This is a genomic window from Sphingobacterium spiritivorum (assembly GCF_016724845.1).
GTDB lineage: Bacteria > Bacteroidota > Bacteroidia > Sphingobacteriales > Sphingobacteriaceae > Sphingobacterium > Sphingobacterium spiritivorum_A.
Map to the genome: position 1 here is coordinate 5,141,067 of NZ_CP068082.1, position 23,862 is coordinate 5,164,928.

The following is a 23,862-nucleotide window of genomic DNA, read 5'->3' on the forward strand; positions in this document are numbered from 1 at the left end:
GATCTAAACCGTTAAAATTGTACATTGACACCCAGTGAGAAAGTTCTCGCAGATGGATATGGAGACAGGATATTGGTATTTGTCGGATTTCCTGTAACGGTGCTCACATTTAATGCTTCCGGATTGAATCCTTTTACATTGGTGAAGGTATACAGATTGCGTCCATTGATAAATGCTCTTATCGATCCGATATTAAGTCTCTCCAAACGCTCACCGCTAAAAGTATATCCTAAGGATACATCACGGATTCTCCAGTATGAAGCATTCAGATAGTAGCTGTGGTTATTCACCGGTGTGTATCCCGGAGAAGGAATGTCATTACTCGGACGTTCAGGAGTCCAGTACGCCATATCTGCCAGGTAGTTAGCTCCGTTATTAGGCAGGAAACGTTCGATATTTTTGAAGTTGTCTTCTTTCGTTACATCAAATGCACCGTTCATAAATACGGAAAGAGAGAATTTTTTATACGTAAATTCATTTCCAAAGCCTAGCGTGTATACCGGTACTTTATTACCCATTACCGTACGGTCAGCAGCTGTGATCTTACCGTCTCCGTTGATATCCGCCAGTTTCGCATCTCCCGGTTTTGCAGCCGGCTGATGAGAATTCGCAATATCATCTTCTTTCTGCCATACCCCTATCACTTTATAATCGTAGAATACACGAATAGGCTGACCGATCAGCCACGCATTCGTCAGATCATCTTTACCATCGCCGCGTAACTCTACAATCTTATTTTTGTTATAGGCGAAATTAATACTGGATGACCATGTAAAATCATCTTTTACAATGTTTTTAGTATTCAGACCTACCTCTATACCTACATTTTCAGTCTGTCCGATATTACTCATAATGGTATTGTATCCATTCATGACGGGCACCTGACGACTCATCAGCAAATCTGAAGTCTTAGCCTTGTAGAAGTCTACATTACCACTGATACGATCATTCCAGACACCAAAATCCACACCTACGTTTAAAGAGTTGGTCGTCTCCCATTTCAGGTTTGTACTTCCTCTTCCGTTGTAATTCATAATAAGTCCATTTGATACAGTAGCTCCATCACCAAACAGATAATCTATTTTGGATAAGCGATTGTATGTTTGGTAAGGACTTACAGCCTGATTACCGTTTTTACCGTATGAAGCTCTCAGTTTTAATGTATTGATCAGCTCTGAGGTAAAGAAATCTTCTTTAGAGATTACCCAGGCACCTGCTACAGACGGGAAAAATGCATATTTATCATTTTTAGAAAATGCAGAATAACCATCCGAACGGCCTGTCAATGTCAATAGATAACGCTCTTTATAGCCGTAATTGATCCTTCCCATATACGAGATAAGTGCTGTATTGGTCAGACCGGAAGTTATCTTCTGGTTTTTGGCAGCTGATCCCAGATTGTTATAACCTACATCTGCTACAAAATCTTCCCCATACAGACGGGACCATTTTTCCTGAGACTCTGATGCAGAATATAATCCTACGATATTCAGTTTATGATCTCCGAAAGACCGGTCATACGTCAGGAGATTTTCCCAGGTCCAGTCATATTTATTGTTGTTATATATTTCACCTTTACCTCTTACTCCCATACCGTTCAGTGTATTAGAGCCATAATAGTAGGATTGTTCCAGATTTTGATAATTGGTTCCGAAAGTAGTTTTGAAACTCAGACCTTTGACCGGCAGTTTGATATCCAGAAAGGTATTGGCATATACAGTTCTTTTGATATCATCATTAATACCGTTTTCGTCTGCAAAAGGATGCGGATACAACGTTTGCGCATACATCGGATAAGTCACGATATTGCCATTCTCATCTATGTTGATTCCGTAAGGACTCATTTTTACGGCATTATCGATAGAAGGTTGTACACCGTTACGTTTACCCTGTGAAGCCTGCACTGCAAGTCCCAGTTTCAACCATGATGTCAGGTGCTGATTCAGGTTAAGGTTAAGATTAAAACGCTCATACGGCGTGTTCTTTACCAATCCGTCCTGATTCAGATAAGCAACTGACGCATAATAATCTGACTTATCACTACCTCCGGAGAAACTCAACTGATGTTCGTGAACCGCAGCATTATCATTAAAGATCACATTCTGCCAATCCACTTCTTCCCCTTTTCTGTATTGCTGTAATACATTGGCAAACAGATAGTTTTCAGGATTCAGCTGATCCCCTGTTTTACCTTTAGAGATCTGATAATCACGCATAAACTGAATGTATTCAGCTCCGTTCATCAGATCAAGTCTGCGCTCTACATTTTGTACACCGAAATATCCGTTGTAGCTCATGCGCGGTTTACCGGCCATACCTTTTTTAGACGTAATCAGGATAACCCCGTTTGCGGCACGGGATCCGTAGATGGCAGTAGAAGAAGCGTCTTTCAATACCGATATATTTTCGATAGTATTGGAAGCGATATCTCCCAGTGAACCACTGAAAGGAATTCCGTCCAATATAATCAACGGATCATTTGATGCTGAAATCGAATTTTCACCACGGATAGAAAGCGATGCTGTCGTACCGGGGCGTGCATTACCGGTATTGATATTCAATCCGGATACTTTACCCTGCAGTTTGTCCACGATATTAGGTGAATTGATATTTTCCAATGATTTGGAAGATACCGTGGCAATACTACCTGTAAGATCTGATTTTTTCTGTGCACCGTATCCCACGATTACGACTTCTTCCAATGCTTCATTAGCCGATTTCATAACTACAGAAGCTACTGCCGAAGCAGGTAGTTCTATGGTCTCGTATCCGATAAAGGTAAAGACCAGTATCGCACTACCGGATGTAACCTTTAACTCAAATTTACCCTCATTATTTGTCGAGGCAGAATTTTGCGTCCCCTTCTCTGTCACCGTCACACCTGATAAGGGATTACCACCTTCATCTTTTACTGTTCCGGAAAGAGTAGATTGGGATGCTACGGAATAAAAATTAGTTTCAGTCTTTACCTTCGATGCAAAGGACTGATTCGGGAGGGCGAAAATGAGTGTCGGGCTCAACATTAACAGCTTCCAGTAAAGCCTGTGCTGGTACCGCTCTGATAGCAACCTACTTTTCATAAAAATTTGATAATTTGTTTATAATATATTCACAGTTTATTCAACGTAAATGTAGGCATAGCAACAGAGCTAACCAATGCACAACCGATTGCGCAGTTCACGAAAACGATTTAGTGCATAGCAATAGCACAATACGTACAACATCCTCGCTATCGGCAAAAGGAAATAAAGCAGGTGCTGAAAGTCAGGTTAAGACATCAAAAAAGATTTAATAAAATTTCCGACAAGAACTGCATACTGGGGAAATTCATTTTTGTCACAGCCAAACCAAAGCATTAATGTTATATTTATACCAAATGAGTATTATGAACATACTTCCTTCTATTCTTGTCTTGTCGGCACTCCGCATACTCTGTTCCTGCAGTCCCTCTTCAACCAGCAAAACGGAAACAACTCAGCAGCACAGCATGATAAGAGACAGCGCAGGCAGTCCTATATTAAAGCCTGCTCAAGAGCTCATCCCGGATACAGCAACCAGGATCCGGTTCAGCGAATTATCTCTTACGATCAACCGGCTGGTCTCCTACGAAGAAGATGCTACAACAGCCATCCGAAAAACGGATTCTCTGCAAATCGGAGCTGAAATGGGTGAAACGATAGAGGGGCAGCTTATCAGCATATCGGATAATCTACTCAAAGGACTCAAAATTGAACAGCGCTATGAAACGAGTATCACGATTATGAATGAGGGGCCGCACTGTGACCTGACGGAATGGAAACATTTCTATTCCGAATGGAAGCCTTTAAAGCAAAATAAAGAAGGGCAGTTTATATGTGACAGCTATACGGAAGCAGATTACACAAAGTTTCCGGATGTAGCGATAGAAGATCTGAAACGGGCTGCAAAAGATTACTGCGGTAAGGATTGGTATGCATTGATTGAAAATATAAAATCTCCGAATGAGTATCCGAGTGCGGCAGGGATCAGCCAATATCAGTTACGTATAAGCGGACAACGCAAAGATAATGGTAAAACGGTCACCAAACTCATTTATATAAGTGTCCCGATGGGATGTTAAGTGTACGAATCAATATGAAGAAAATAATTTTAGATCTGGCAGTTACATTGGACGGATTTATTGAAGGTCCCAACGGAGAAGTCGATTGGTGCATAATGGATGAAGACATGGACTTTGCAGGATTTATGTCTGGTATAGATACCATATTCTATGGTCGTGTCAGTTATGATGCATGGGGCAATTATCAGCCGGCAATAAGTGCAGGTCCTGTAGAAAAGCAGTTATGGAATGATATCCATAGCAAACAAAAGTTTGTGTTCAGCAGCCAGAGCAGAGCGGATGATCATGCTACTTTTATTCCTTCCGATATTGCACAAAGGGTATCTGATATCAAAGCGCAGGGCGGAAAAGATATCTGGCTATACGGTGGGGCTAGCCTGATACGGTCGTTTATACAACTGGGACTGATCGATATCTATAGGATTTCTGTACATCCGGTGGCACTGGGAAGCGGCAAGCCTTTGTTTGAAAATTTAAAAGACCGCGTACAACTGAATCTTATCCGGACGAATACATTCAAATCCGGTGTTGTTCAACTGATTTATGAACAGAAATAAGATATTAATGACATATGCAGCATCATATAGATAAGCTCCGCTATCCGATCGGGAAGTTTGTCCCGCCTTTAGATATAGACCAGCAAATTATAGATGGATGGCTAAAAATATTGGAATCCTTCCCCCAGAAATTAAAGGAAGAAGTCGTTGATTTGCCGGAGCAGGAACTGGAGCAAAGCTACAGGCCCGGAGGCTGGACAATAAGACAACTGGTGCATCATTGTGCAGATAGTCATATGAATAGTCTGATCAGATTTAAACTGGCGCTAACAGAAGATACACCCACTATCAAGCCTTATGCGGAAGACCTGTGGGCCGAATTGCCGGATTCAGGCAAAGTGGATATTATGTGCTCCGTCAGGATTCTGGAAGGACTTCATGAAAGATGGACAGTCCTGATAAAAAACATAGCACCTGAAGAATTGGAAAAAAATTCAGATATCCGGATTCCAATACGCTTATTTCATTAAAAACCAATATTGGCATATATGCCTGGCATGCTGAACATCATCTGGCACATATACGTCTTGCAAAAGGAACGTTTACAGAAGCAAGTAGCCTCTGAATAAAGCTGCCCAAACAATATCCCACATGCACAGCGGATGATACCTTAAGTAAACAACTGTAAATAAGCAATACATAATCATCAGGAAAGCGCTACATCCAGCATCATCATGATCACAAATCCGATGACAAATCCCAGTATCGGTATATCCGAATGTTGCTCCTGCTGTGTCTCCGGTATGACTTCCTCTATCACGACAAAGATCATAGCTCCTGCTGCGAATGACAATGCATAAGGCAGTACAGGCATAAAAAAACCTACAGCCATAGCTCCCAATACCGCAAATACAGGCTCAACAATCGCCGATAGCTGTCCGTATGTAAAACTTTTCCATCGGGACAGTCCCATACGTCTCAGCGGCATAGACACGGCTATTCCTTCCGGAAAATTCTGCAAACCGATCCCCATAGCTAATAACACAGCTCCGCCTATACTGGCTTCAGGTACGCCTGCAGCTACCCCTCCGAACAGTACGCCCACGGCTAATCCTTCCGGAATATTGTGCAATGCGATAGCGATTGTCAGCAAAGTGGTACGCTGAAGAGAGGACTTGGGGCCTTCAGATTGCTTAAAGTTAATGTGTAAATGAGGCATCAGCTTGTCCAGTCCGAATATAAATAGTGCCCCCAATACAAAACCTATCGCTGCCGGAGCGACTTTAGAAAATCCGCTCCCTCCGCTCATCTCTATAGCCGGACTGAGCAGGCTCCAGAAACTTGCGGCCACCATTACCCCGCCTGTAAATCCCAGCATACCATTCAGCAACTTCTTGTTTACATCTTTAAAAAGATATACCAATGCGGCTCCTGCGGCTGTGACTCCCCAGGTAAACAACCCGGCGTACAAAGCCGCTAATACCGGATCTATACCGGATAAATAACTTACTAATTCGTCCATTGTATGACTTATATTTTTTTATTTCATTTTTGTACCTGATCCAACCGTTTCATCATCATATAATAATATCCCTGTGCCCGTCTTAACTCAAGTCCTGCTACAAGCTGATCAGTTGTTTCATTTTGCCTGATATAGAGCAGATAATCCACCACACGTTTCAGCAATTCCTTACACTTCATATACTGACCCAGCTCTTCATACGTGTGCACCAGATTGTTAATGGAAATAATATAGATCTGAATATATGGAATTTCAGCAAAACTACATGATTTCTCTTCACTCGTCAATTGTACTGCCTTATCAAGTGCTAACTGATAACTCCTTAATGCCTCTTTAAATGCCCCGCTCTGGAAATTTGTATTGGCATATCCCGTCAAATGCTTCCATTCAGCTTCTATTTTCAAACAAATAGTTGTATTCATATTGCTGTCAGTTTTTTGATTTATGCTTCAGCAATTTGATGGCAATCTCCAGATCTCTGATATTTTTCATTGCAAAAGTAGCTTTTTTCATATTTCTTCTCATCAGATCTTCTTCATACAATATTTTACGAAGTTGTTTTCTTTCATTTTCCAACACGTGCAGTACATATTCCATTGTATTACGATTAGTTTATTTCTAAAGATTTTTCTAATATTTTCTTCAGTTCAGAAGGCGCTAATAAACCCTGATACCTGAAAATAATATCGTATTTATTATTCAATACAACCCAGCAGGGATAAGACAGACGTCCCTTCTCATCCCGACCGAAGTATTCTGCCAGTTCGTGCACATGTTCCTGAGCTTTATAGCGATAACGCTGTTTATTAAACAGTATATTCTCTTTTGTTCCGGCATCTAAAATGGCATAATTAAACTTCGTCATTAACTGTAGGATGTCCGGACTGTGCTGCAATTGTTTTTGTTGCATACGGCAATATCCGCAGTCCGCAGTGCTGATCAACAGGACAACTGGTTTTACATTTATCTGTACACTATCCGTTATATCCCGAACAGGAACAGGCTTCAGCTGCGCTTCTGCGCTCAATGAAAGCATTATACAAGCACACACGACTACTTTATATAGCGCACTGTTATTCATTTATCTATACTTATTTAAATATATTATAGCGTATTCCCAGAAAGCCACGTATCCCCTGCATGGAAGCATAGTTATATTCTGTATCAAAGGTATACCCATATGGATTATTCACCGGATCATCTACTGTCTTATCAAACGGATCAAAAGGTCGCATCAGCGGATATTTCGGAACAAAATTGAACAGATTCTTTATTCCGCCATAGATTTCCACACCATTCTTCAGCAGCTTTGTTGCCTGAATATTAGCAATACAAAACCAGGGTGAATACTCAGGTCGATAATCATCAGGCTGTATCGGTAAGCGCATTGGCCCGGTCCAGTTGGCTGTAAGATCTACAACGTAGCCTTTAGGTAGAGAATAAGTACCTATAAAATTACCGGACCATTTCGGGGCATGCAATTGCTGTACGCGTTGCATTTGTCCGGCTTCATTTTTTTGTTTCTGATAGACATCCATCAGCGTTACACCAGCCATGATTTTTAAAGGAAAATTGAATTTGAGGTCTGTATTGACAGAAATACCATTGGAAATCGCATGTCCGCGCAGATTCTGGTAAATAATCTTATTCGGATCCGTATCAAAATCACCTGTAATCTTGTTTGTAAAGTAAGAGTAGAATCCCGTAATGTCCAGCCCCATAAAAAAGTTTTCATCCGCCACACGCAGGTTGTAGTTCAGATTACTGTTATAAGACCGTTCCGGATTCAACTGCTCCGCGATTACCACTTCGCGGGCGCCTGTAAGAGCGGCATGATCTTCTGTAAAAAGATTGACCACACGGAATCCTGTTCCGAAACTGGCACGTATAGTCTGTCTGCTATCCGGTGATAATTTATAGGCTATCCGCGGAGAATGTACACTTCCGTGATGCTGATCATGATCAAAGCGGTATCCCAGCAAAACGGTATGCTTATCGTTGACTTTCCACTCATCCTGAATAAATAACCCCGGCAAGGGTGTAGTGGCAGGCTGATTATGCTCTCCGTCTTTGGATGCGGTAGCTGGTGTATTATCGTCATACCAGGTATAGCGGTAAGAAGCTCCTAACAGAAAGTTATGATCAGGTATAATCTCTTTATCCCAGTAAGCCTGTACAAATCCGACCTTCTGTGTGGCCATATAAGGAGAATCTCCGTACCAGGAATTCTGATCATGCCAGTTGTACGAAAATTGTGTAGTGATCTTCTCAGCCACAGGCAGCTCATAGACCCCAATTACTTCTGCCCGGCGTGTATATATACTTTCTCCATAGACTTCACTGCTGCCTCTGTAGGATTTATTCCAGTTCATCTCCCCTCCCCAACGGTCTTCGTAGACATATCGGGCAGCTATGCTGGTCAGTTTATTATCCTTTCTGTCAAACTTCCATTTGTTGAAAACCGAGACTCTGTTTTGTAAGGTCATATCTGTAAAATTGTCCTTATTATGATCTGTTTTTTGCTGAAAATTGTAATAATTAACCCCCAGCATTGAAGTAGCTTTCCCTGCTCTGAAAGAAGTTCCTCCGTCAAAACTTCCCTCTCCCCAGGTTGTCCCGAAAAGATCCAGCGTAAAGCGGGGTGCATATTCAGGATTTTTGGTAATGACATTGATAATACCGCCCATCGCTTCAGAACCATATAAAGAAGAAGCCGGCCCTTTGACTACTTCCAGACGTTCAACGAGACTATTCGGTATACCGCTAAGACCGTAGACTGTGGATAAAGCACTCACAATAGGCATCCCGTCTATCAGAATCATAGTATAAGGTCCTTCCATACCATTGATGTGGATATCACCGGTATTACATACATTACAGTTCAGCTGAGGTTTGACCCCGTTGATCATACCCACTGCATCAAAAAGACTGGGAGTTGGATTTTTTTTAAAATAAGCCGGAGTAAATACTTCTACCGGAACAGGGCTGTCCAATCGTCTTACTGTGCGCATGGTGCCGGTCACGACGACCTCTTCCAGTGTGGCATCTGTCTGGCCAAGTACAAGTTGAATCTCGGCATCAGGATGATCTTTATTCAATGTCAGTTTTTCCAGTTGAGGTTTAAATCCGGTAGATGTAGCCTGCAGCTGCCAGTTACCAAAGGGGATATTTTTGAGATGGAAATTTCCTGATGAATCTGTTAATGTCCCTCCCTCCCGTTTGAGAATATGCACACTTGCTGCATCCATTGGATTTCCCTGCTGATCTCTGACTGTACCCCTTACAGTTCCGCTCTGCCCGAATGCCAGCTGAACAACACTCCATAAGCCAAGCATAAGATTTATTTTAATTGTTTTCATTTGCACTTTTATAAATATTAGTCATTGCAAATATACAAAGTTAGTATAGACTAACAAATATTTTATTAAAAACTAACAATGATGATATTCGGTATATTTATATTTTTTGTATTTTTGGATATGTATTCAGCTGCAGAAGAGAATTATCTCAAATCCATGTTATCCCTTGAAAATAGTCACGGAGAGGTCAGTATCAATGAATTGAGCAAGCGACTCAATCTGAAGATGCCTACTGTCAATGGTATGATCAAGAAATTTGCAGAAAAGGGTCTTGTACATTATGAAAGCTACAAACCGATTCGTCTGACAGCTCCGGGCAAAAAAGAGGCCACCATGATCCTGCGTAAACATCGGTTGACCGAGATGTTCCTTGCCAGAATGATGGGCTTCGGATGGGAAGAAGTACATGAGATTGCGGAACAGATCGAACATATACAATCGACCAAGTTTTTTGATAAAATGGATGAATTACTGGGCTTTCCCAAATTTGATCCGCACGGTTCTCCTATACCGGATGTCCATGGAAAAGTCGTAAACCCCAAATATAAATCACTTACAGAGATTGCTTCCGGCACTACAGTCCGCTTAATGGCGATTGGAGATTCCTCTCAGGAATTTTTGCAATACCTCAATTCCAAAAATATCCATCTCGCAGCCGAAATAAATGTGTTGAGTAAAGAAACATTCGATGGCAACATGACAGTGCGCATTCATGAAGGTAAACCTGTTGTCTTAAGCAAGATTGCAACAGACAAACTATTGGTTTCCTGACAACGCCAAAAACCAATATAACCGACTAACCTGAATAATAAAAAATTGCATCAACCAGCGAAGCACATATTATAAAAAACCGAATAAAATCTCTACTTTAAATTACTCATATTGCTTCAAAGCAATTGAAAGTAAAAATATTAAAGAAATTAATTTGATAAAATATATAATTATCATTAATTTTAATTTAAAATATTTTTTACAGTTGCAACATTAATCACCACCTTAACTTTGAACACAATGAGAACAATTGTCTTTAGTACATTACTGCTTATTTTATTGTCGATATATCAGATTTCCTGCTCCAAGAACGACACAACACCCAAACCTTCAAATTCCTACTTTGTCAAAGCAAAACTTAACGGAGAAATGAAAACATTTACTTATCAAGCTCAGGCACAAAAGGGAATGAAAAACGGCAATTTTGTACATGTACCTTTTGGAGCTTCTCAAAATGAAGAGCCTCCGTTTCCTCAATTTAGTCTGGAAATATGGAACTTAGATGGTAATATTACCCCTGGAGTGTATTCTGAAACAGAATATCTGATAATGGGAAGATACTCTATAGATGGAGAAAATTTATACAACAATGTTAATGATATAGATGATTTCAAAATCAGAGTTACATCCATCACAGAGAAGGAGTTCAAAGGTACATTTGAAGGAACATTGACCAACGATTCAAATTCTGATCTTGTTTTAAAAGTAACCGAAGGAGAGTTTTTCGTTCCATTCAAATAAAAACATTGTATATCAACCAAGATTCTTAAGGAATTTTAATAATAATTCAGGTATAAGATAACCCCATAAGTAGAGTTTTTATATATTAGAACATGATTACAATTACCTGAAAATGAATGAAATTGACTGCAGTTCTATCCGATTATTTAAAAATGTTCATCTTTTCATCGTATACGGGACTTTGTATGTTTAAAAAACTTAGCACACTGTGAAATACATGATGCTGAGTCAACATGTTATTAGGTTTAAGTTGTCTTGATCCGTCAGTCCAGACGATAAAGGGAATTTCATATTGTTCTTTTGGAGCCATGCTCATGGGTACTCCATGCATGTAAAGATTCTTTTCACCTAAGGATTCACCATGATCAGATACAAAAATCATAGCGCTCTTATATTCTTTCAATTGTTTCAAATCCTCAATGATTTCAGATAAAATGTAATCGGTATAAACAATTGTATTATCATAAGCATTAATAAGTTCTGTCTGTGAACATTTTCCTAATTCAACGCTATTACAGACCGGCTTAAAAATCTCAAACTGAACTGGATATTTTTTGCTGTACAATGGGCCATGACTTGTACTTGTATGCAGGATAATCAGAATTTTGTTCTTTTTGCTGGCTAATATCTGTTCTTTTAGATCTGTTATAAGGATCTCATCATAATTACAACCTTCTCCCTTACATTTTGATGCTAAAAAGGCTCCGTCCTGATAATTTTTAATATGTACGGGAGGTTCACCCCAGTTGGTTGTTCTCCAAATCACTTCAACATTATTCCGGTCCAGATAATTGGGTAAAATTTCATACAAATCGCCTACATCTTTATACTCCAGAATACTTTTGACACCAGCCGTTGTGTATGTAGCACTGGAATTCGCATTGAAATGCATTACATCAGGTATTTTGGAAAGCAATGGATTTGTATCCTTTTTGTATCCGTAGAGAGAAAAATTTGCGCTTCTTGCTGATTCTCCGATCACCAGTACCACAACGGATTTGGCAGTATCCGTTATAGTCGCATCAGGTAACCTGATTTCCTTTTTATTCTTTTGACTTTTATGAATATAAAAAAGAGAAATATTTACCGAGTAAGACCAGGGCATGGCTAGACCGCCTAATGTTTTTGAATTTTTGTCAATCCACAGCCAGTTACTTGCATTTAAAAATATCACAACAAGGATAAATGAAAGAGTAGCTAAAACGGTGATAGAAAACCTCTTTAAAGTCTCTTTTACAATTTTGGCTTTAATGATGTAAACACCTGGAAGGACTCCCAGCAAAAGAATATATAATACCAATTTAAAAGAAAAGAAGCTACTGGATTCCGAATAATTGGTATTGAGGATGTTCCCTACCATACTTTCATCCATTATAACACTGTACGTATTGATAAAATAAACAGCGACAGCGTTAATCAAAAAAGTAAGAACTAATAAGAATTTTCCGAAAATATGCGATAAAAAGCAAAAAAGATAAAAAACAAAAGCGTTGGCCACGAGCATCAGAATGACTAGACTTACAATCATTATAAGGCTGCTGAAGCTACTGTAATCAACATTATTAAAAACAAAAGTGAAAAACGGATAATGAAAGAACAGAAAATTGAGAAGGCTTATTAATAAAACAAAATGAGTAAGTTTTATATCATTTTTGAACATATATCCTAACGATTTTATATAATGAAAATACTAAGCTAAAGAATGCAAAATAAAAAATTAACAAATTTTCATGAATTATTTTGTTGAATACAGAAATACAACATGCCAGAAATAATACAATAAAAACCGGGTAATATTTTTTGTAACTGATCCAGTTACAGATTTTATATTTTCTAGTAATAAAAATTCCCGTAAGCCCTGCAATATATCCGATAATACCACCAACAACTACATCAATCGGATAATGTGCCCCCACTCCCACTCTGGTAGAAATTAACACCAATCCAATGATAACAACTGAGAAAATCCACAGGATTTTATGCCAGAATTTTTGAGGAATAAAAGCAAACAATAAAATGGTAAGCGTAGAGAAAACAGTAATGGAGTGCCCGGAAGGCAGACTGTTATGACCAGTCAATGTTTTTCCGATAATCACAAAGCTCGTAATATCAAAAACAGCCGCAGGTCTGGGAATTGCAAATATCTTTTTCAAAATTCCGGAATACAGACATGATACAAGAGAACTTACTATCAATGCCTCCCATAATTTAGGAGCAAAAACAACAAAAACAGTTAAGAATGATAAAAAAATAAGTGCATCACCAAATTGAGTCAGATTATATTCAATGCCCGGAAATTGGGATAATTTAGAATTAATTAAAAAAAAACTACTTTTTTGAATAGCTATATACTTAGCAACAGACAAGGAATCCTGGCTATAAAGGTAAAATACAATGACAATCAACAGAAAAACAGGTAAAAAAAATAAAGAAATTTTAAGTCTTGAATAGTTAGTGATTACAAGAGTATTCATTGTATTTTATTTTGCGTTTTTATTAAACCAACTTAAAGATTGAAATTTTTAATAACATAAACAAAAAAATACATTTTTAATAATTATTTATTTTTGTTTTCGGAAATTATATATCGCACCAGATCTTCAAATCTGCTTAAATATGGCTAAAATAACGAATCAGTTTTTTTAGGTTGGAAAGTTCACTCTTATATCTATATATTTAGTACAAAAAACAATAATGAAAAAATCTCTGTCAGTGACCAAACCCACACATTGTGCATTTCTGCGTGGTGTAAATGTCAAAGGTACTGCTATGAAAATGGCTGATGTATGTGCTGTATTTGAAAAAGCAGGAGTCAAAAATGTATCCTCCATTCTGGCTTCCGGCAATATTCTGTTTACAACAGAAGCAAAGGCTGGTGATATCAAGGCAATATTAGAAAAAGCGCTATCCGATCACTTCAATTATGAAGCTTTTTTGTTTATAAAAGACAAATCTGAGATTGAAGCCATTGTCGGACAGAATCCGTTTGAAACAGAAACTGATTTTCACATTTACAGTTTTGTCGGAATCGAAGAAGTTGAACATTCATTGATGACAGCGTTTGAAAAGTCCGCAAAAGCAGAGCGAGAAGAAGGTCTTATTATCAGAAACAATTTTTACTGGAAAGTCCCCAAAGGAAATACCCTCGAATCTCAATTCGGAAAGATATTAGGAAAGAAAGATATGAAGAGTACGTTTACTTCCCGCAATATGAATACATTCGAAAAGATCTTAAAAAAAATGTAGTCTGAAGACTTCCCGCAGACAGTTTATAAATTTATCTGTAAGGCAGGTAACAATCCAAAAACGTTGCGTAAGTTGGCGTCTCGCCAACTTGAAACGCCTAAAATATTTCTGTTATTTGCTCCGTTATGTAAAGACCAGATATATATTACATCCCGCCATTCTTTAGCAAAATCCTTCCAGATAAAAAAACAAATACAATAAATAAATTTTACATATTTGATAGTCATTAGATGTAAAATTACAATTATTTCGAAAATTACACATTAACAACTTCTTTTGACGCCAGTTTATTAACCAAAATTAACCATCAGCATGAAAAGAAAACTTTTTATTGCATTCTGCCTGCTTGTACTTTTTGCAAATTGCAGGCAGGTTGACATTTTGCCGGAAGACACCGGAAAACGGTTAACTATCGCAGAAGCAAAAGCCTATTTTAACAAAAAATATTCACAAAAAATCACGGGTAAAAGACTTGCAACTACCGGAGCCCCCAATTCCGGTTCTCCTGAGATTGAAGATTTTGAGGATGTCGTAGAACTAAAGACTCCATTGTGGAATTCCGCATACGAAAAGCTTTTACAAAGCGGACAACAGGCCATATCTGTGCCATTGGATATTCCCGATGCTTCTACTCCTCCATATGTACTGGTCGATGATGTCAACGGCAATGTTGTACCTTTTTCATCGCTCAATTACCTGCATATGTATAAAGATCAGGCAGGTGAAGTACAAACAAGATGGATCACCTATATGCCGGATTCCCTTTGGTTATATGGATCCAGATCTGCATACTATGGTAATGTTATTGTCCGGGACTGGAATGGAAATATTTTACAGAATGTATCGATAGAGCGTGAACCTGGTATTAGCAGAGAACCAAGTGGTGCAGGCTGGGCTTGTCTGATATTTGAACAGGAAGTTCCTTTTACCTGTAATGAGGAAACCTGGAGGTGCCTGAAAAAGATCTGCATATATGTTCCCAATATGGAAAAAGAACCCGGAGATCCTATTGATCCCACTGATCCTAATGGCCCAGGTGGTGGTGGTGGCGGGGGAAGGAATCCCGGAGGAAATGGAGGTAACGGAGGTGGTAACAATCCGGGAACAGGATATGGAGGTGGCGGAGGCGGTGCACCTACTCTTGGTTGCAATCCTGACCCTAACTATGTAGTTCCTGATTATCCTGCTCCAAACGGGCAGGACTGGGTATTGCCTTGTAGCGGAGGGCCCGAAGGTGTTCCTATTCCGGTTCCGATCGGATTACCTACTACACAGGCAGTAACCTTATTATCCTCTAAAATCAATCTCTCTGCTGAGCAGTGGGAGTTTATGAATGAAAATCAGATTATCTTAGATCAGCTGGCTGACTACCTGACCATTCATCCGGATAAGGTTGATTTTATTGATGGACTGTTATATGAAGGCTCTGAAGGTATGATAGATGCCTCGCAGATTCTTGGCTATCTTAATTCAGCAGACCCACCGCTAATATTGCCTAAAACCTGGACAATGGAGATTTCTCCGGAATGGTATGAGGCAGAGGATCTCTTTGGTCTGGTAGAACTGGAGATGCAACAGCAGGGTATTCCAAATACAGACCCTGTTCCTGAAAGTTATTACAGAAATGGAGTGCGTATTGATATGCAGAACGCTAAGCCAAAAGAGGGAAGGACAGTAATGGGAGTTCCTAGAAATTATAGATATTTTTGGAGAGAATTTCTTAAAGATCCCAGAGGGAGGCTGATGCTTGATCAGGAAAACATTGATAAGATTAAAGAAGGAAAAGCTCCTATAGTTAATGACAAATGGATTCAATTTAACAAAACAGCCAAAGCTTACAAAGGAGAAAAACTAGTACATCATCATCATAGTCAGGGAAGATATGCATATGCTTTACCGGAAAAAGTTCATAAAAAATGGGACAGAGTACTTCATGTGTTTCGTAATGGCGGTAAATTATCCGGATTGAAAAACAGAATGAATACTTTAGCTTCAGGTGTGATGGTTCTTCAGGGATTAGTTGATATATTTACCGGTAATCCTGATTCCTGGGTTAACTGGTTTCAGGGTGCTGATAAAACAGGCGTATTGTATTATCATCCAATTAATAAATTCTATTTTGAAATGTACAGGATAGATAAAATAAAGGATGCTTCCGGAAATGTAGTACGGGCGATTGTAGAATATGACGCCTATGCGGGATCGGTATGGGATGAGGATGAAAGACGCTATATGGGTGTGTTGAAAGTTGGAACATTTTGGGAAGAAATTGATGTTATTAATAAAATAACAATCGGACATCAGGAATTAAAATTATTATAATATGACAGCAAAGGAATTTGTAAAAAATATCAACGAAACCCAAATTTCGATTGATTATCTTAGAGAAAATTATAGTGAGGGGTTTGCAAGAGACATCATAAAAGAAAGTAATATTCCTGAACTTTCCAGACAATATGTGGAGCATGGTAATGAAATCTTAAACTTAGTTCTAAACTATGATCTGGAATTATTTCGTGTAATAGAAATTAATTTTGATAAGGATCTTTTTGAAGATGATAATTCAATATTTTTTGGCTGGGATGGGGTTGGAGATCGTTTAGGTTTTGATATGCATACCAAAGAAGTATTTACTTATTATGTATATGGAGATTCGATTACATTCTATTGCGCTCCTAATGATAAAATATTTTTGGATCTTCTTTTTGAAGTACATAAATTCCAAAATAATAGAATCTACGCTTTAGATGATCAGCAAAAAAGATCTCTGGAGAAAACTTTTATGATCTATATTAATGCCTACTTCGGAAACAATAAGAAGTATGTTGATTTTTATGCTTCAACAATAGGCTATGATGATGATTTGTAAATAATTTGAGTAGTTCTCATAACTTTTTTAGGACAACTTATTTAATATCTATTCGATATGACAGCAAAGGAATTCGTAAAAAACATTAACGAAGCACGGATCCCATCTGATTATCTTAAACAAAATTATAGTGAAGGATTTGCAAATCGCATATTAAAAGAAAGTGCAATTCCAAAACTTCCCAGTCAATATGTGGAGCATGGTAATGAAATATTAAACCTAGTTCTAAACTATGATCTGGAATTCTTTCGAGTAGTAGAAATTCATTTTGATAAGGATCTTTTTAAAGATGATAATTCAATATTTTTTGGTTGGGATGGGATTGGAGATCGTTTAGGTTTTGATATGCATACCAAAGAGGTATTTACTTATTATGTATATGGAGATTCGATTACATTCTATTGCGCTCCTAATGATAGTATATTTTTAGACCTTCTTTTTGAGTTGCATAAATTTCATAATAATAGGATTTATGATATAGATAACCAAGAGGCAGAATCTTTAAAAAAAACTTTTATGATCTATATTAATGCCTACTTCGGAAACAATAAGAAGTATGTTGATTTTTATGCAGCAACAATAGGCTATGATGATGATTTGTAAATAATTTGAGTAGTTCTCATAACTTTTTTTAACGTCTATTCGATATGAAAGCTAAAGAATTTGTAAAATGTATTAACGAAACGCAAATTTCACAAGACTATCTAAAAAAGAATTATAGTGAAGGTTTTGTAAGAGATGTAATCCTTGAGAGTAATATACCGACACTATCTAAACCATTTGTAGAATATGGTAACGAAATCTTAAATTTAGTTCTTAATTATGATGTAAGTAAGTTTAGGGTCGTTAATTTGAATTTTGATAATGATCTTTTCAAAGATCATTATGGAATATTCTTTGGTTGGGATGGTAATGGTGATCGACTCGGTTACAATGTGGATACAGGTGAAATATTTACATATTATATCTCTGGAGATTACATTATTCACTATTGTGCCCCTAATGATAGTATATTTCTAGACCTTCTTTTTGAGTTGCATAAATTTCATAATAATAGAATCTACGCTTTAGATGATCAACAAAAAAGATCTTTGGAGAAAACTTTCATGATCTATATTAATGCCTACTTCGGAAACAATAAGAAGTATGTTGATTTTTATGCTTCAGTCATTGGATACGAAGGAGAAGATGAATTATAAATAATTTGAGTAGTTCTCATAACTTTTTTTAAATGTCTATTCGATATGACAGCAATAGAATTTGTAGAAAAAATTAACAGTACGCAGTTATCATCAGATGAATTAAAGGCGATTGGTGGAGAGGGGTTTGCTGATACTATTATCAGAAGAGGGACAATTGTTAAATTACAGAATGATTTCATTGAATATGGAAATGAAGTTCTGAATCTAGTTCTTAATTATAATGTTAGTCTGTTTGAAGTTATTAATATTAAGTTTGATGAGGATTTATACGATGTTGGTGATGATATTTTTTTCGGTTGGGATATAAATGGTGACAGATTGGGGTTTAACAAATATACGAAAGAGATTTTTGCATACTACATTGAATCTGATGAAGTATCAAGCTACTGTTCACCAGATGATAAAACATTTTTAGACGTTCTATTTCTTCTTCATGAATTTCAGAATGAAAGAACCCGTACAGATAGAGAGGAAGAAATGTTATTTTTAGAAAATGTATTTATAGAAAAGCTAAAATTATTTTTCGATAACGAGAAATACGTTGGGTTCTATAAAATAGTCATAGGCTATGAAGATGATGAAATATAAGAAAGAATATAGTCGTAATATTAAACCTGTTTGCAACTTTCCACTTTAATGCTTTATGGTTATGACAGCAAAGGAATTTGTAAAAAATATTAACGAAACCCAAATTTCGATTAATTATCTTAGAGAAAATTATAGTGAGGGATTTGCAAATCGCATATTAAAAGAAAGTGTAATTCCAAAACTTTCCAGTCAATATGTAGAGCATGGTAATGAAATCTTAAACTTAGTTCTAAACTATGATCTGGAATTATTTCGTGTAGTAGAAATTCATTTTGATAAGGATCTTTTTAAAGATAATAATTCAATATTTTTTGGTTGGGATGGGATTGGAGATCGTTTAGGTTTTGATATGCATACCAAAGAGGTATTTACTTATTATGTATATGGAGATTCGATTACATTCTATTGCGCTCCTAATGATAGTATATTTTTAGACCTTCTTTTTGAGTTGCATAAATTTCATAATAATAGGATTTATGATATAGATAACCAAGAGGCAAAATCTTTAAAAAAAACTTTTATGATCTATGTTAGTGCTTACTTCGGAAACAATAAAAAGTATGTTGATTTTTATGCTGCAACAATAGGCTATGATGATGATTTGTAAATAATTTGAGTAGTTCTCATAACTTTTTTAAATGTCTATTCGATATGACAGCAATAGAATTTGTAAAATTTATTAACGAAACACAGTTATCTTTTGAATTCCTAGAAAGTAGAGTAAATAAAGATTATGCAGAATCAATCCTTCGAAGGGCAACAATTCCTATAAATGCAAATAAATATATTGAACAAGGAAACGAAATACTAAATCTTGTTTTAAATTATGATTTAGATAAGTTTGATATTTTCGATATTGGATTTGATAAAGATCTAGACAAAATTGGTGATGATATTTATTTTGGATGGACAGGTTCTGGAGAAAGATTAGGCTTTAACAAATTCAGCAAAGAAGTATTTAAATATTATATCTATACAGATGAAATAGAACAATACTGCGCACCAAATGATGAATTATTTTTAGACGCGCTTTTCGAATTGCATAAATACCAAAATGAAGTTATAAGTAGAAATGGAGACGAACAAATAGAAAAAATTCAAGAAAAATTCTTAAAAAAAATGAAGAATTTCTTCAATGATGATAAATATATTAGCTTTTACTCTATAGTAATAGGATACGAAGGAGAAGATGAATTATAAATAATTTGAGTAGTTCTCATAACTTTTTTAAATGTCTATTCGATATGACAGCAATAGAATTTGTAGAAAAAATTAACAGTACGCAGTTATCATTGAACTCCAACATTTTATAAGTATCCAAAAACGTTGCGTAAGTTGGCGCCCCGCCAGCTGTTTTCAATAGCCGGATACGATATTTTACAGATGCTGAATTGCTGATGCGGATTGCCACAGACATTTTGTGTCATTATCGACAGAAATTGCACCTGCCCTATCCGCCGGTATCTATGTTACTTATATCCTTACCTATTATATTTCTACAGGCTTATAGTAGCCTCTTACAGAAATATTCATTTTTCATACGAATATACGTCCAATTGCTGCAAATTTTAATCCGCTATATTTCCTGATTATTTGTTCACTATATTTGACATTATAAACAACTGAAAGCTAATACACTATGAAAACAAAATCTATCTTTCCGGCTTTATTTATTACCGCTGTAGGCGCTGTATGGTTATCTTCCTGCAATGGTTCTTCAGTAGACACCGTAAAATCATTGGAGTCTGATTATGAAAATCAAAATAAGAAAATAGAACTGACAGGTGAATTTGATGCACCTTCTTTCACTTTTGCTTCCAGCAGATCAAAGACATTGGGAATGCACTTTGTCGTGAAACCACACGCGATAAGCTCTGAAAAATTTATTGTGACTGATGTTGTTTTACCTATCGGCACAGACAAAAATACTGTTGTGATGGATATTGCCGATGGTCAGAAAAACTATACGCTCAAAGATTTCTATATATACGACAAGGACGGAAATAAGTATAATCTGGATGAGCATACACAGTTTAAGATCAGCGGTACTGTATCCTATAATGAGCTCGAAAAAGAAGAAAGTGAACGCCGTACAGACAACTTTGCTTATAAACTGAAAGATGTCACGATAGAGAAAGACTAAAAGAGCTTAAAGCTTATAAAACCTTAAATTGAATATTATGCATATAGAACTTGGAAGCGGATTTAATTTCGGATGGATTATCATTGCTATAGCTGTGATTATGGCCGGAGGTATTTACATAAGTTACAGAAAGAATTATCCGATTAAGATAAAGTATATTATAGCTGTTATTATAATGCTAATTGTTGGTGTGAAGTTTATTTTAGAAAAATGATTTTCTGAAATTATGTGTCGCAATGGTTCACAGTCGAAAGATTGTGGACTGTTGTTGTATTACATAATCCGAAATGAACGATTCAGGATAAATCAGATCACTTTAAAGCCCTACTATTTCCGATACAGCCTCTCCTTTCATAAATCCGTAATTTCATTATATTTAGGTTTCCAAATGCACATAGTATGCAAATAGAAAGAATAAAGACTAAACTTCAGCAATTAAAGGAATCAGATACTGACCTGGAACTTTTCGGAGCGGAAAGTCACATGTATACTTTGCATGCTCCGCTCTCTATAGAGGAGATCAGAGCGTTTGAGTCAGAAAATGAGGTAAAGTTACCTGAGGATTATGTGTTGTTTCTGACACAGATGGGCAATGGCGGAGCAGGTCCGTTCTACGGTATATTCCCTTTGTCGGAAAGTCTTATAAATCTTTCGGATAATGCCGGCAATGTTACTTATTTTAATCTCTCAAAGCCCTTCCCACATACACAAGCCTGGAATGTGGAAGAAGAATTAGAAGAGCTGTACGAGCGTATAGAGGAGGCATATGAGGCCGGAGATGAAGAACTGGAAGAAAAACTGTTTGATGAAAAATGGGATCTTATCGGTGCTGAAGAACACGATTACGGACGATTATATATTGCGGACTATGGCTGCGGAGTCTATATCAGCCTTATTGTAAACGGAGATGAAAAAGGCAATATATGGACCGATGACCGGACTAATGATGCAGGCCTCTACCCTTCTGTAGAATTGGGCAATACAGAACGGATCTGCTTTCTGGACTGGTATGAGCGTTGGTTAGACAATTCACTGGAAGAACTAAGCAGCTCTGCAAACAAAAACTGATTATAGTGTTCTCTCCGTTATACGGGAGAATGGCACAAAATCAAAACAGGATCATCAATACTATTCAACATGGATAATTCAAGAATATATAAAATGTCATTTGCAGGTGTATATCCGCACTATATTCAGAAAGCAGAAAAAAAAGGCCGTACCAAAGCTGAAGTGGATGAAATCATCTGCTGGCTTACAGGATATACTGCTGAAAACCTGCAAAAGCAGATCGATAATAAAATCAATTTTGAAATTTTCTTTGCTGAAGCACCGCAGATCAATCCCAATGTTTCGAAAATAACAGGGGTAATATGCGGATATCGGGTCGAAGAGATAGAAGACAAGCTTATGCAGCAGGTCCGTTATCTGGATAAGCTCATAGACGAACTGGCAAAGGGTAAAGCGATGGAAAAAATTCTACGCAAGTAAATGTATTGATCATGATGAAACAGTGCCTGCTTTTCTTTTTTGTGTTTATCAGTCTTTCCCTGACTGCCCAGAATACGCTGTCCCTATCTGCAGCAGACAGTCTCTATGATGAAAAGGAATTCACAAAAGCTTTACAAGCTTATGAAAAGCTTTTGCTGCAGGATGAAAACAACAGCTATATATTATGCAAAGCAGGTTTATGTCAGTATGAACTAAAGGACTTTCAGAAGGCTAAAGAAAAATTCCGCCTGGCGGCCTTGTACTGTGCTCCTGAAGACAAAGAAAATATAGCTTTATATTACACCAATCTATCTGCCTGCTTCTCTAATCTTCAGGATAATGAAAAAGCATACGAATATGCGATAAAAGCATATTCCATAATGGAAGATTCCGGCATCCAACTATGGAATGCCGCATCTATGGCTCAGAATCTGGGAAAATATGATGAATGTCTGAAAATAATGGATAAGGCAAAGGTCGAAAAAAACAATGCTTTTCTAACCCTATACGGAAGATGCTATATGGCCAAAAAGCTATATCAGCAATGTATAGAAAGCTACGAACAGTTTTTGGCTAATTATGATGCTAATGATGATTTCGTCACATTAAATGCCGAAGATGAAAAGGGACGACTTGTAATTGCTTACGCATTCAGACTTACTTCTCCGGATTTAAGTGAGCAAGAAATTGATGCATGCATTGCCAGATTAAAAGAATTGTGGATTAGTCAGTCAGCTGATGAAATGGCAAGGACTAATATGCTGAATTCTTTTTTTAAGGATGAAAATATATGCAGTATCTATGGTTATTCTGCCGTAATATGTCACAAATTGTTCAACGCATTGGTAACAGATGCAAGCCCTGTAGAAAAAATGCAGTTTGCGTATTATACCCAAAAAAATTACTCTGATGCGTTGGAGATAGCACGAGGTCTTATGAACAATACAGCTCATCTTAGTGGGGAGGAACTTCAGAAGGTTAAAGCAATCCGGTATTTTGCTTCTCTCCGGCTCTTTATAGCGGATTATCTCCGTAAGGGCAAACAAGTGGATCAGGAACAGCTCCGCGCATTGGCTGTCGGATTTAATGATCTTTTTGAAAAGGGTAAAATGTATAGTGATGAGGAATTTCAACAGGGTACAGCAGAATTCGGGTATATGCAGGAAACATTCACCTGCTTTCAAAACTCGTTCAAAACAAAAGAAGAACAAAGAGAAGCTGCTCCTATATTGTTACAAATCATAAAAGATCTGCCCAATGTGACTGCACGAAAAGAATTAACGGAAATTCTCAGCAAGGGATATATTCAAAATTAGAAGGATAAAACAGAATAAGAA

Annotated in this window: 26 protein-coding genes; 18 read left to right on the forward strand and 8 right to left on the reverse strand. The window is 37.2% G+C overall.

All coding sequences use genetic code 11. The features are described 5' to 3' along the window. Positions 1–11: 11 nt before the first annotated feature. Positions 12–3,080, reverse strand: coding sequence for a SusC/RagA family TonB-linked outer membrane protein (locus tag I6J03_RS22040; protein WP_039989923.1), 3,069 nt, complete (start codon positions 3,078–3,080; stop codon positions 12–14). A gap of 305 nt (positions 3,081–3,385) precedes the next feature. Here I6J03_RS22040 and I6J03_RS22045 point away from each other — a divergent pair, with 305 nt between their 5' ends. Genes I6J03_RS22045 through I6J03_RS22055 form a run of 3 tightly spaced genes read left to right on the forward strand, consistent with a single transcriptional unit; the run spans position 3,386 to position 5,126 of the window. Then, a complete protein-coding gene (locus I6J03_RS22045; protein ID WP_236586208.1) occupies positions 3,386–4,099 on the forward strand; it encodes a hypothetical protein in 714 nt (237 codons plus the stop codon). Positions 4,100–4,113: 14 nt separating this feature from the next. Continuing rightward, on the forward strand, positions 4,114–4,656 hold the full coding sequence (locus I6J03_RS22050; RefSeq protein WP_232279689.1) for a dihydrofolate reductase family protein: 543 nt from the start codon (positions 4,114–4,116) through the stop codon (positions 4,654–4,656). Positions 4,657–4,670: 14 nt separating this feature from the next. After that, a complete protein-coding gene (locus I6J03_RS22055) occupies positions 4,671–5,126 on the forward strand; it encodes a YfiT family bacillithiol transferase (protein WP_003006570.1) in 456 nt (151 codons plus the stop codon). Between the two features lie 176 nt (positions 5,127–5,302). Here I6J03_RS22055 and I6J03_RS22060 read toward each other — a convergent pair whose 3' ends face one another. From I6J03_RS22060 to I6J03_RS22080, 5 genes are read right to left on the reverse strand one after another with little or no spacing between them, the layout of a single operon-like run. Continuing rightward, the gene (locus I6J03_RS22060; RefSeq protein ID WP_201694009.1) at positions 5,303–6,118 is read right to left on the reverse strand and encodes a ZIP family metal transporter; all 816 of its coding nucleotides are present in this window, start codon (positions 6,116–6,118) and stop codon (positions 5,303–5,305) included. Between the two features lie 23 nt (positions 6,119–6,141). Then, positions 6,142–6,540 (reverse strand): hypothetical protein, encoded by a 399-nt coding sequence (locus I6J03_RS22065; protein WP_003006581.1) that lies wholly within the window; start codon positions 6,538–6,540, stop codon positions 6,142–6,144. 7 nt (positions 6,541–6,547) lie between these two features. Continuing rightward, on the reverse strand, positions 6,548–6,715 hold the full coding sequence (locus I6J03_RS22070; protein ID WP_002994634.1) for a hypothetical protein: 168 nt from the start codon (positions 6,713–6,715) through the stop codon (positions 6,548–6,550). Positions 6,716–6,725: 10 nt separating this feature from the next. After that, positions 6,726–7,199, reverse strand: coding sequence for a thioredoxin fold domain-containing protein (locus I6J03_RS22075; protein WP_003006585.1), 474 nt, complete (start codon positions 7,197–7,199; stop codon positions 6,726–6,728). A 10-nt stretch (positions 7,200–7,209) separates the two neighbouring features. Continuing rightward, the gene (locus I6J03_RS22080) at positions 7,210–9,477 is read right to left on the reverse strand and encodes a TonB-dependent receptor (RefSeq protein WP_236586209.1); all 2,268 of its coding nucleotides are present in this window, start codon (positions 9,475–9,477) and stop codon (positions 7,210–7,212) included. 120 nt (positions 9,478–9,597) lie between these two features. Between I6J03_RS22080 and I6J03_RS22085 the strand changes: the two genes are divergently transcribed. After that, a complete protein-coding gene (locus tag I6J03_RS22085; protein ID WP_232279690.1) occupies positions 9,598–10,248 on the forward strand; it encodes a metal-dependent transcriptional regulator in 651 nt (216 codons plus the stop codon). A 240-nt stretch (positions 10,249–10,488) separates the two neighbouring features. Beyond that, positions 10,489–10,989, forward strand: coding sequence for a hypothetical protein (locus I6J03_RS22090; protein ID WP_003006594.1), 501 nt, complete (start codon positions 10,489–10,491; stop codon positions 10,987–10,989). Between the two features lie 142 nt (positions 10,990–11,131). Here I6J03_RS22090 and eptA read toward each other — a convergent pair whose 3' ends face one another. Together eptA and I6J03_RS22100 are read right to left on the reverse strand one after the other, a co-directional pair. Next, positions 11,132–12,649: a phosphoethanolamine--lipid A transferase EptA gene (gene eptA, locus I6J03_RS22095; protein WP_003006596.1), complete on the reverse strand. Its 1,518-nt coding sequence runs from the start codon at positions 12,647–12,649 to the stop codon at positions 11,132–11,134. After that, on the reverse strand, positions 12,636–13,463 hold the full coding sequence (locus I6J03_RS22100; protein WP_003006599.1) for a phosphatase PAP2 family protein: 828 nt from the start codon (positions 13,461–13,463) through the stop codon (positions 12,636–12,638). The genes eptA and I6J03_RS22100 overlap by 14 nt, the downstream gene beginning before the upstream one ends. A gap of 220 nt (positions 13,464–13,683) precedes the next feature. On the opposite strand from I6J03_RS22100, the gene I6J03_RS22105 reads away from it, so the two are divergent. The 13 genes from I6J03_RS22105 to I6J03_RS22165 all read left to right on the forward strand — a co-directional run bounded on the left by I6J03_RS22105 (position 13,684) and on the right by I6J03_RS22165 (position 23,841). After that, the gene (locus I6J03_RS22105) at positions 13,684–14,235 is read left to right on the forward strand and encodes a DUF1697 domain-containing protein (RefSeq protein ID WP_003006602.1); all 552 of its coding nucleotides are present in this window, start codon (positions 13,684–13,686) and stop codon (positions 14,233–14,235) included. Positions 14,236–14,547: 312 nt separating this feature from the next. Next, positions 14,548–16,557, forward strand: coding sequence for a hypothetical protein (locus I6J03_RS22110; RefSeq protein ID WP_201694017.1), 2,010 nt, complete (start codon positions 14,548–14,550; stop codon positions 16,555–16,557). Between the two features lies 1 nt (position 16,558). After that, the gene (locus tag I6J03_RS22115; RefSeq protein WP_201694019.1) at positions 16,559–17,104 is read left to right on the forward strand and encodes a hypothetical protein; all 546 of its coding nucleotides are present in this window, start codon (positions 16,559–16,561) and stop codon (positions 17,102–17,104) included. Positions 17,105–17,161: 57 nt separating this feature from the next. Then, positions 17,162–17,707 (forward strand): hypothetical protein, encoded by a 546-nt coding sequence (locus I6J03_RS22120; protein ID WP_201694022.1) that lies wholly within the window; start codon positions 17,162–17,164, stop codon positions 17,705–17,707. A gap of 44 nt (positions 17,708–17,751) precedes the next feature. Continuing rightward, positions 17,752–18,303, forward strand: a complete 552-nt coding sequence (locus tag I6J03_RS22125) for a hypothetical protein (RefSeq protein ID WP_003006619.1) — start codon at positions 17,752–17,754, stop codon at positions 18,301–18,303. A 45-nt stretch (positions 18,304–18,348) separates the two neighbouring features. After that, entirely contained in the window at positions 18,349–18,894 is a 546-nt protein-coding gene (locus I6J03_RS22130; RefSeq protein WP_003006622.1) for a hypothetical protein, read from the forward strand. A gap of 61 nt (positions 18,895–18,955) precedes the next feature. Continuing rightward, positions 18,956–19,501 carry a hypothetical protein gene (locus tag I6J03_RS22135; RefSeq protein ID WP_201694023.1) on the forward strand — a complete coding sequence of 182 codons (546 nt, stop codon included), beginning with the start codon at positions 18,956–18,958 and terminating at the stop codon, positions 19,499–19,501. Positions 19,502–19,545: 44 nt separating this feature from the next. Next, positions 19,546–20,094 (forward strand): hypothetical protein, encoded by a 549-nt coding sequence (locus I6J03_RS22140; protein WP_003006632.1) that lies wholly within the window; start codon positions 19,546–19,548, stop codon positions 20,092–20,094. A gap of 439 nt (positions 20,095–20,533) precedes the next feature. After that, a complete protein-coding gene (locus I6J03_RS22145) occupies positions 20,534–21,037 on the forward strand; it encodes a hypothetical protein (RefSeq protein WP_003006639.1) in 504 nt (167 codons plus the stop codon). A gap of 37 nt (positions 21,038–21,074) precedes the next feature. Beyond that, positions 21,075–21,251: a hypothetical protein gene (locus I6J03_RS22150; protein ID WP_003006642.1), complete on the forward strand. Its 177-nt coding sequence runs from the start codon at positions 21,075–21,077 to the stop codon at positions 21,249–21,251. 185 nt (positions 21,252–21,436) lie between these two features. Further along, positions 21,437–22,105, forward strand: coding sequence for an SMI1/KNR4 family protein (locus tag I6J03_RS22155; RefSeq protein WP_003006646.1), 669 nt, complete (start codon positions 21,437–21,439; stop codon positions 22,103–22,105). 69 nt (positions 22,106–22,174) lie between these two features. After that, positions 22,175–22,525, forward strand: a complete 351-nt coding sequence (locus tag I6J03_RS22160; RefSeq protein WP_003006649.1) for a DUF2200 domain-containing protein — start codon at positions 22,175–22,177, stop codon at positions 22,523–22,525. A gap of 11 nt (positions 22,526–22,536) precedes the next feature. Next, positions 22,537–23,841: a tetratricopeptide repeat protein gene (locus tag I6J03_RS22165; protein WP_201694025.1), complete on the forward strand. Its 1,305-nt coding sequence runs from the start codon at positions 22,537–22,539 to the stop codon at positions 23,839–23,841. Positions 23,842–23,862: the final 21 nt, after the last annotated feature.